The 9,347-nt window shown below is 53.6% G+C and carries 8 protein-coding genes; 3 read left to right on the forward strand and 5 right to left on the reverse strand.

Features of this window, described 5'->3' with window-relative positions:
• The first annotated feature begins 51 nt into the window (after nucleotides 1-51).
• Complete coding sequence (locus tag ACK5LI_RS16685; protein WP_416951471.1) at nucleotides 52-1,227, forward strand: pyridoxal phosphate-dependent aminotransferase; 1,176 nt, start codon at nucleotides 52-54, stop codon at nucleotides 1,225-1,227.
• A 12-nt stretch (nucleotides 1,228-1,239) separates the two neighbouring features.
• Nucleotides 1,240-1,941 carry a uracil-DNA glycosylase gene (gene ung, locus ACK5LI_RS16690; RefSeq protein WP_416951473.1) on the forward strand — a complete coding sequence of 234 codons (702 nt, stop codon included), beginning with the start codon at nucleotides 1,240-1,242 and terminating at the stop codon, nucleotides 1,939-1,941.
• A gap of 108 nt (nucleotides 1,942-2,049) precedes the next feature.
• Here ung and ACK5LI_RS16695 read toward each other — a convergent pair whose 3' ends face one another.
• A complete protein-coding gene (locus ACK5LI_RS16695; RefSeq protein ID WP_416951475.1) occupies nucleotides 2,050-3,075 on the reverse strand; it encodes an elongator complex protein 3 in 1,026 nt (341 codons plus the stop codon).
• A 452-nt stretch (nucleotides 3,076-3,527) separates the two neighbouring features.
• Here ACK5LI_RS16695 and ACK5LI_RS16700 point away from each other — a divergent pair, with 452 nt between their 5' ends.
• On the forward strand, nucleotides 3,528-3,821 hold the full coding sequence (locus ACK5LI_RS16700; RefSeq protein ID WP_416951477.1) for an integration host factor subunit alpha: 294 nt from the start codon (nucleotides 3,528-3,530) through the stop codon (nucleotides 3,819-3,821).
• A 425-nt stretch (nucleotides 3,822-4,246) separates the two neighbouring features.
• Here ACK5LI_RS16700 and ACK5LI_RS16705 read toward each other — a convergent pair whose 3' ends face one another.
• The 4 genes from ACK5LI_RS16705 to ACK5LI_RS16720 form a co-directional block, all read right to left on the reverse strand.
• Complete coding sequence (locus tag ACK5LI_RS16705; RefSeq protein ID WP_416951479.1) at nucleotides 4,247-5,737, reverse strand: amidase; 1,491 nt, start codon at nucleotides 5,735-5,737, stop codon at nucleotides 4,247-4,249.
• A 119-nt stretch (nucleotides 5,738-5,856) separates the two neighbouring features.
• Nucleotides 5,857-6,603, reverse strand: a complete 747-nt coding sequence (locus tag ACK5LI_RS16710) for a septal ring lytic transglycosylase RlpA family protein (RefSeq protein WP_416951481.1) — start codon at nucleotides 6,601-6,603, stop codon at nucleotides 5,857-5,859.
• Nucleotides 6,604-6,803: 200 nt separating this feature from the next.
• Complete coding sequence (locus ACK5LI_RS16715) at nucleotides 6,804-8,618, reverse strand: cache domain-containing protein (protein ID WP_416951483.1); 1,815 nt, start codon at nucleotides 8,616-8,618, stop codon at nucleotides 6,804-6,806.
• Nucleotides 8,615-9,347: hypothetical protein (locus ACK5LI_RS16720; protein ID WP_416951485.1), on the reverse strand; the 733-nt coding region annotated here is incomplete at its 5' end. The genes ACK5LI_RS16720 and ACK5LI_RS16715, both read right to left, overlap by 4 nt.

Genomic DNA, 9,347 nt, shown 5'->3' on the forward strand with positions numbered 1-9,347 from the left:
TTTATTTCCGGTGGACAGCCGCATGAGACACCACTGCAAGGAGCACTCGTTATGAGCCAGACACGTCGCGTTGCACAGCGCGTACAACAGATAAAAATTTCCGCTACCAAACTTATGCCGATGCTGGCAGCCCGTATCGGTGGCTGCGTTTCATTGGGGCAGGGGGTGCCCTCCTTTGCCACGCCTCCGCATATCATCGAGAGTGTGTATAAAGCGTTGCGTGATGACCCCGCAACGGGAAAGTATTCTCTTCAGCCCGGTATGCCTGCGTTGCGGCAGGCCATTGCAGAGCATCTGGCAGAGAACAATAATTTCAGCGTAGACCCCGACCGTGAGGTCGCCGTTACTGTCGGCGCCATGGAAGCTCTGCTTATGGCTTTGCTTACCGTGGTGGACAGGGGCGACGAGGTCATCCTGCCTTGCCCCGGGTATGCTTCTCATGCAGAGCAGATTCTGATGGCGGAAGGTTTTCCCGTGCATGTGCCGTTGCGCAATGCGGATTGGGGGCTTGATGTGGAGGCTATCCGCACCGCCATTACCGACCGGACCAGAGCCATCATCGTATGCAACCCCGGCAACCCGACGGGCACCGTATACGCCGATGAGGACGTGCGGGCCCTGTGTAAGCTTGCTTTAGAGCATAATCTGGTGCTTATTTCTGACGAAACGTATGACTACATGGTTTATGACGGGCCTGCGCCGCTCAGCCCTGCAAGCCTGCCGGAAATGCGCGACCATGTGATTGTGATTAATTCGTTTTCTAAAAAGTATGCCCTTACCGGCTGGCGGGTGGGCTATGCTGCCGCTTCTGCCGGCTGGATGGACGAACTGCTTAAAGTGCATGATGCCACAGCCATTTGTGCTCCTACAGTTTCGCAGTATGCAGCGCTTGCCGCTCTTACGGGGCCGCAGGACTGCGTGACGCAGATGTGCGAAGCGCTGCACAGGCGCCGCGATCTGACTATGGAGCGCATGCGCGGACTTGCCCCGGCGTTCGACTGTGTAGCGCCCAAAGGCGCCTTTTATGTGATGGCACGATATACCTGCACGGATGCTCCTTCCGCGGAAGTTGCCCGCACCATTCTGGAAGAAGCAAAGGTTATCACTGTGCCGGGGGCTTCTTTCGGTCCTGCCGGCGAAGGCCATCTCAGGCTGTCCTTCGGCGCGGACGAAGCGGAATTGACAGAATGTTTTGACAGGCTTCAGGCTTGGGCTGCCAGACAATAGCACGAGGGCTTTTTGCGAAGAATCAAGACAACTCATAACGCTGCTTTGTCAGATGCCCCCCCTGCGGACTGGTTGCAGGCTGTGCCGTTGCTGCGCGAAGGCGCGCATCTGCCTTTGCTGAAGGCCGTAGCCGCCATGCGGAGCAAAGTGACGGTGTATCCGCCTGCAGGGCAGGTGTTTGCCGCTTTGCATCGCACGCCCCTTGCAAATGTGCATGTGGTCATTGTGGGGCAGGACCCCTATCATGGTGCGGGACAGGCGCATGGACTGGCGTTTTCGGTACCTCAGGGTGTAAAGCCGCCGCCGTCACTGCGTAACGTGCTGAAAGAAGCTGCTGCCTGCAACGGGACAGAGGCGGGCATGGCAAGTGCGGATACAGATCTGACCCGCTGGGCGGAACAAGGTGTGCTGCTGCTGAATACGGCACTGACGGTGGAAGCCGCCAAGGCGGGCTCTCATGCTTCGCTGGGCTGGCATGCCGTTACAGATGATATTATCCGTACTGTATCGGAGCAGTGCGAGGGTGTGGTCTTTATGCTGTGGGGGAACCATGCGCGGCAAAAGGCTGAGCTGGTAGATATAAAACGCCACCTGCTGCTGGAAAGTGTGCACCCTTCGCCTTTTTCTGCACATAAGGGTTTTTTAGGCTGCGGGCATTTTTATAAGGCCAATGAATGGCTGAAAAAGCGGGGTGTGCCGCCTGTGCGCTGGTAACAGGCTCTGCCCATAGTGCCGGATACCAGCAAGGTACGCCGACGCGATTCTAATCAAGTAAAAAACGTGCGGAACAATGTTGTTCCGCACGTTTTTGTTTTTGCAGTGTTAATGCATCAGAAAGAATGGCTTGTCCCACCAGTGGACATTGTGGCGGCTTAGTCCGTGGCGGGCAAAGCGGGGCACCAGTGTGTTTTTGTGCCCCCAGAATTCTCCCTGAAAACGTTTTGGAGCCCATAGTTCTGCAGGGGCATTTTCCAGTTGCAAAGCGTGATAATTGACCAGACTGCACAGCGCTTCGCCCCGCGCCATGCTACCAAGGGCGGGGTGATACGCACCTGCCAGAACATCTTTGGTAAGAGAGGAGGTATATGCAACGCCGGAGCGGATTACCCGTATATTGTGGCTCCAGAGAGTATTCATGGCTATGCCCAGCATCGTGCTGGCTCTGGTTGTGCTCCACGGCTTGTATTTACCGTCGCGCCACCATGATGCCAGCATCGTGCCTTCAAAGACCAGACAAGGGTATAACCGGACACAGTCAGGCTGCAGCTGACATGTAGTATGGATATCACGCAGGAATTGCCCTTCGTGCTGACCCGGCAGGCCGGGCATAAGCTGTATTCCCAGATCAAGCCCTGCTTTTCTGACGGCTTTGCATGCTTCAATTGCTGTATAGGCTGTGTATCCGCGTCCGCTATGTACCAGGGCATCATTGCTGAAGCTCTGCACGCCCAACTCGATAAGATCCAGTCCCATGTTGCGCAACGTGGAAATCCAGTTCAGATCTATATAATCAGGTCTTGTGGAACAGCGGACGTATGAGACCTGCCCTTTTTCACGGTATCTGGCGGCAAGGGCAAGGAACTGTTCCTGCCATGACGGAGAAATTGCCGTAAAGGTGCCGCCGTAAAATGCCAGTTCAAAAGGAGCTTCGCCCGCGTTATGTGCATGTAGTAACTCTCTTTCTAACAGCTCTAAGCGGGAGCGTAACTCTATATGCAGGGTGCCTGTCTGTGCATGTTGCGAACAGAAAACACATCGGCCCGGACATCCTGCGTAAGGGATAAAGACTGGGCGTATATGCCTTCTGGTAGAAGCAGGCTCCGGATGTGAAAAAATAATGTCACTCATAGGGTAGTTCGATTAATAGTGTATTGCTATGGGGTTACGCAATTATTTTACAAGGCGTGACGTATAAAAATGCCTAACCTTTCAAAGAAATACAAAATCTTCTTGAAAAAAGCGAATTGGATGTTTATATAACCATTTAGGAGACCTCGTGGTGGCTCCTGCAGAATCATACTGAAGTGCTGCTTGTATCTTATACAGGCGAAATATAATTTATAATGGCGCGATACTGTATGCCGGAACGCTGAGAAACGTTTCGTTTCGCCGGCAGCTTGATTCAGAAACTACATCAAAACAAGTGCAAATGTTGAGTGCTTGTATGTAGATGTGACTCTGCGGAGAACAGCCTGAGGGTTAGTCATATATGACGCACCATGGGCACTTTGGTTAGTGTGTACCTGGGACGCGAACACTGAAAGGAAAAAACCCGGCAAGCCGGGTACAGGAGGGATACCATGAGTGGTAAGACCTTGACCAAGGCTGACATCGTTGATGCCATTTACGAACAGACAGAGCGAAACCGCGCAGAAGTAAAAAACGTGGTAGAATCGCTGCTGGGAATTATGAAGCAGTCCATCAGAAAAGATCATGCACTGCTCATCAGCGGCTTCGGCAAATTCGAAGCATACGACAAGAAGGCTCGTAAGGGTCGTAACCCGCAGACTGACGAAACCATCACCCTGCCCCCGCGCAAGGTTGTAGTATTTCGCCTGTCGCGCAAATTCCGCGCAGAGCTTAACGGCGAATAACTTGCCGCTTTGTGTGAATTTTTTGCCGCCTCCTGACTTCAGGAGGCGGCTATTTTTTTATATGCCTGAGCCGCGGGAGCAGGCGGCTGTGATGTCCCGTAACCTGCAATATCAAAAGGCGGGGCTTGCCTGCCAGGACGTTGTATTGCCAACGGTCAGTGTATGTGCGTAGGAGCGAATACGGAAAAAGCGTGCCGTAGTCATTATGCGAACATTGCAGTAAGCGTGTGTGCTCTGATGCCGTGTCTGCTATGGCCTGTTTTGAGTGGAATCTGAACATAAAGGACGTGAGAAAACGCCCCGCTTGGATTTAACATAAAGAAGGCAAACGCCTTTTGCGAAAAACCGCAGCGGTGGAACCAGCGGGCTGTATTTTGCTTCTGCAAGCCCGCCTCTTCGGACAACCTTGCAGAAGCAAACAAAGTCTATCTGGTCTGCAAGTGCGAAACATGCACCGCAGGGATATATCCATGCCACGGTGCAGCCTGTTCAAGTTGGGCGGCAAGTCTGAACAGCAGCCCGTCACGCCCGATAGCTGTTCCCAGTTGTATGCCGATGGGCAGACCTTCAGAGTTTTTATAAAGCGGCAGTGAAACCGCAGGTGCACCGGACATATTGTACGGCGGAGTGCACGGTATGAAGTCCCGGAGCATGGCTGCGTAGCCTTCAATGTCCGTGTGCTCCAGTGCGTATTTCCCTAGCGGCGCAGGGGGAGTGTTCAAAACAGGAGTCAGCAGTACATCGTATTTTTCAAAAAAGCGCGCTATACTGCGTCCTAACATATGCATACGGTTAATTGCCGCTGCGTAGTCCGCGCCTGTATCGTGGCTGCCTTTTTCCCATAACTGGCGAGTCAGTTTTTCCGCGTGCGAGCTGTCAGGAGTCGTAACTCCTGCCGGCAGCAGCTGGCCTAGCGTCACACGAACCTGCGCCGCAACAATAGTCACAAAAATATCGATTACTTCGTCAAGGCTGATGTCCGGCGCAGCTTCTTCCACCGCATGCCCCAGCCCTTCCAATAAGCCTGCTGTATGCAGAACAGCTTTCCGGCTGTCGTCAGATGGTTTTGATGCACCTTTCGGCCATTGCAGTGCAAAAGCAATGCGCTGCCTGCCGGGGGCACGCCTGATTTCGGTACTGAAAGGCAGAGGCGGTCTGGGGAAGGGGTACGGATCACCAGGCGCGGTGCCGCATATACCATCCAAGGCATAGGCACTGTCCCGTACTGAACGCGTCAGAACTCCGTTAGTTGCAAGGGCACCCCAGCACTCGCCAAGCTCCGGTGCCCATGAAACAAGCCCGCGGCTGCATTTGAATCCTACCAGCCCGCAAGCAGATGCAGGGATACGTATAGAACCGCCGCCGTCGTTACCATGTGCAACAGGAATTATGCCCGCGGCTACGGCAGCGGCGGAACCGCCGCTTGAACCTCCCGGGGAGCGGTGAATATCCCACGGATTACGCGTGGGACCGTGAAGAACGCTTTCTGTCGTAGCCGTTAAGCCGAACTCCGGTGATGCGGACTTGCCTACAGGTATGGCACCAAGAGACCTGAATTTGTGAGTAAGGTAGCTGTCTTCCTGCGGAATATAGCCTTCTTTCAAGGCCATGCAGGCCATGCGGGTAGGTACGCCTGCATAGCTGGGGCCAAGGTCTTTCAGCAAATAGGGCACGCCTGCCAGAGGGGCGTCAGGGGCGACGTGTCGCAGCTCGTTAAACGCCTGTTGCTGCATGGGGTGTACGATGGCGTTAAGGGCAGGGTTCAGTGCTTCGATAGCGGTAAAAACCGTGTCGAGAATTTCGGCCGGATGAATTTGTCCGGAGCGGATCAAGGCGCACAGAGCCACCGCATCATATTTGCCTAGTTCGTCAAGACGGAAAGCAGAAGCAGAAGGGGCTTGGGGATGAGTTGTCATGCTGGACCTCCGTTTGAAAATTTTGCGCCCAGCATAACGAATTATAAATATTTGACAATGCTTTAAATAGAAAAAGGAAGCGCCGGAGCACTTCCTTTCATAATCAAGCGATATTTTTGTTAGTCAGCCAGAATGAAGCTGTTGGGGAATTCCCCGCGCATGGAATCGCGCGCTGCTTCCGCAGCAGACAACTTGGAATATGAACCAACCTGAACGCGCCAGAAACCGATATCTTCTGCAAACACAACACGGGCAGGCTTTCCGTTTGCGGCCATGCGGCTGCGCAAGGCTTCGGCATTGTCCCGTTTGGAAAATGCACCGATCTGCACGTAGAATCGGCCTGTCATTTCGCCGTTGGTGTATGTGGGCACGTCGCCCAGTGATTCAATGCGTACACGGGCAATGCCGGGACCTACCATATCCAGCCGCTGGGCACCTGTGTATGTCAGGTCTATGATGCGATCTTTTACAAAGGGCCCGCGGTCGTTCACCACCACGTTGATCACTTTGCCGTTTTCAAGGTTGGTCACTTTCAGGCGGGTGCCGAAGGGCAGCAGCTTGTGTGCGGCGGTCATACCGTACATGTCGTATATTTCGCCGTTGGCTGTTTTTCTGCCATGAAAGTCTTTGCCGTACCATGAGGCAAGTCCGTCTTCGGTATACCCGTGAGCGGAGGTCATGGTTGTGTAGGTTTTGCCGTTAATGGAATACGTGTACGGCTTTTGTTTGCCCTTTGGCGCCGGAGCGGGCTGAGTAGTGGGAGCAATAACTTTTTTGCCGCAACCGCCGGAAAAGGCCAGCATAACTGCGGCTGTTACGAGCAACAGTATTCTGACTGTACGACGTTGCAGTATCGAGTTGTGCATTATGAGTTCTCCTGTAGTGGTCTGCTGCGCAAAACGCGGCATAGAGGCTGCCGGACAGTATAACCGGAAGGTAATACCGACTATTTATAGTACGCTATAGTGCTGCGGGCAAGCAAAAGTGGGTGTGGCAGTGCCACACCCACTTGTAAAGGTATATCGTTTCCTGCTGTGCATAGTGTTATACAGCGGAGCCGGAGGCGTTAATCGCCTTTTTCGTTGTCTTCTAGCATGGCTTTGCGGTTAAGCAGCTCTTCCAGCTGGATGTCTGCCCCGACAATGCCCATGATGTCGTCGTTTTCGTCTGTGACAGGTGCAGAAACGGTAAGGATAAGCTTACCGGTGAACTGCGACTGGTACAGGTCGGTAACGTGCAGTTCGCCCGTCTGCATCGGACGCTGGAACCACTGGCGGTTGGAGAAGTCGTATCCGATAGGCAGTTCCTGATACTTGTCGTTGTATGCCGGATCGGTAATGACGGACGCCAGCAGTGTGCCGTGGGCATCAGTAAGGTACAGGTACTGAATAAATGAGTATTCGCGGACAAAGTCCGTAAGGCACGGGTACTCGCTTTTTCCGGGCACGATGGTGCATTCATTGGCAAGCTTGAGAATGATGCTCGAAGCCAGCTGGCGCGCAACTTTTTTGAGCGAATCGAATTCGGAAACAAACAGTTCGGGCAGGTAGCGTTTGACCAGCTTGGTCATTTCTTGATTGGAGAATGACGTGGTGCGGCCTTCGTCGTATGCTTGCATGATGCGGGTGTATATTTTGCCCACGGCAGGATGCGCTTTCGAAACCTGTCTTTCCTGAGGTACGCGCAGGTAGTTGTTGATCCAGTATGCAACACCGGCACGGCCCGATTTGTCTGTGATGATGATGGGCACAGCACGGTTAAGGATTTTGCGCGTATCGAAGATGTTGTAAATCTCTTCGTTCTTGTTCAGCCCGTCAACGTGGATACCCGCGCTGGTGGCGTTAAAGTCTTTGCCGACAAACGGGTAGTTGTCGGGAATGCGGTAATCAAGTTCGCGTTCGAAGTATTCACCTATTTCAGAAATGATGTGCGTATTGGCCGCGTCATCTTCTCCGGTCAGCGAAATGTATTCGATGATAAGCGCTTCGATGGGCGAGTTGCCCGTGCGCTCACCAAAGCCGAGCAGGGTACCGTTTACGCCGCCGCAGCCGTAAAGCCATGCGGTAACGCCGTTAACCAGCACCTTGTGGAAATCGTTATGGCCGTGCCATTCCAGCCAGCCGCCGGGTACGCCTGCTTCATCCGTAAAAGCACGGACGATACGGGGCACTGAACGCGGCAGAGTGGCGCCGGGGTAAGGAACGCCGTAGCCCATGGTATCGCACAAGCGGATTTTCACAGGCAGTTTGCTCTGGCGCGAAAGTTCCATCAGGCGTGATGCGAAGGGCAGGCAGAAGCCGTGGATATCGGCACGGGTGATGTCTTCGAAGTGACAGCGGGGGGTAATGCCCCATTCCAGTGCTTTTTCGATGACCCGCAGATAGTTTTCCATGGCCTTTTCGCGGTCAAGGCCGAGCTTTAAGTGGATATGGTAATCCGAAACCGACGTAAGCATGCCTACCTCGGTAAATTCCATATCCTTTGCGATCTTCAGGTCGTTTTCATTGGCGCGAATCCAGCCGGTAATCTGCGGGTACTTGTATCCTTTGGCGCGGCAGGCTTCAATCGCCCGTCGGTCCTTGTCGGAATACATGAAGAATTCCGACGCGCGGATAAGGCCGCTCATACCGCCAAGCATATGCAGCATGTCATAAATTTCGCAGATCTGCTTTACCGAATATGGCGGGCGGGCCTGTTGTCCGTCACGGAACGTTGTATCCGTAATGAACATGGGGTCCGCAGGCCTCGGCATGACGTGAATGTCATCAAAGGCTATTCTGCTGACTTTCGAGTAGGGAAAAAAATCACGATACAGCTCGGGATTGTCACGGTTTTCCAGAGAAAAGCGTGTTACCGGGCGGTTCAGGTGCAACAGACTCATGCGTTGATCGCCCTCCTGTGAGACGTGTTATTTTGCAGGGTCACAGCCTGCTTGTGCAGCAGTCTTGCCTTTTCGCATTCAGGGGCCAGATTGACAGCCATGGCCGCGGCGTGTGCGGCTTCGGCGTAGCGGCCACCTTCTACAAGGCTCTCTCCCGCCTGTATGTACAGGCGCTCGGGCTTGTCTTCATAGATGCCGCGAAGCAAGGCATCGTAGTGATGGCCGAAAACTGAACGTACCAGTGTGTCACGGTCATGCAGCAGGCGGGCAAGCAATCTGTTGCCTGCCTGTGATTCGTAATAGTTGCAGAGCATGACTTTGCTTTGTTCCAACAGAAAGCGGATACGCTGGACCTCGCGGTTCATACTTTCCTGTGTCTGGGTAAGTACACTGGCCAGAGGTGCAGTCAGCTGTTCCACTTCCTTGCCGTGCAGATTGCGCGACAGGGTACGGTATCGTTGTGCGTAGCGCTCATGCTGGTAAGCATCTTCTTTCAGCTTTACGCATTCATGAAAAATGTAGCCTATGCTCCAGTCGATCATCGGAGCAATTTCACGGGTGCCGGGGTCGTTGCCGAACAAATGGTGGGCGGTGTCTTTCAGCCGCCATAACAACCCCTTGTTCATCATAGTGCCTTGCAGTTCGTTGAAAATGGCAAACGAAACGCTGCCTGAAGATTCAAAGTAGGTGAACTGCTTTTCAAGGATGCTGCATGACAGGCAGAAATCA

It is taken from the genome of Oleidesulfovibrio sp., assembly GCF_047973035.1.
Lineage (GTDB): Bacteria > Desulfobacterota > Desulfovibrionia > Desulfovibrionales > Desulfovibrionaceae > Oleidesulfovibrio.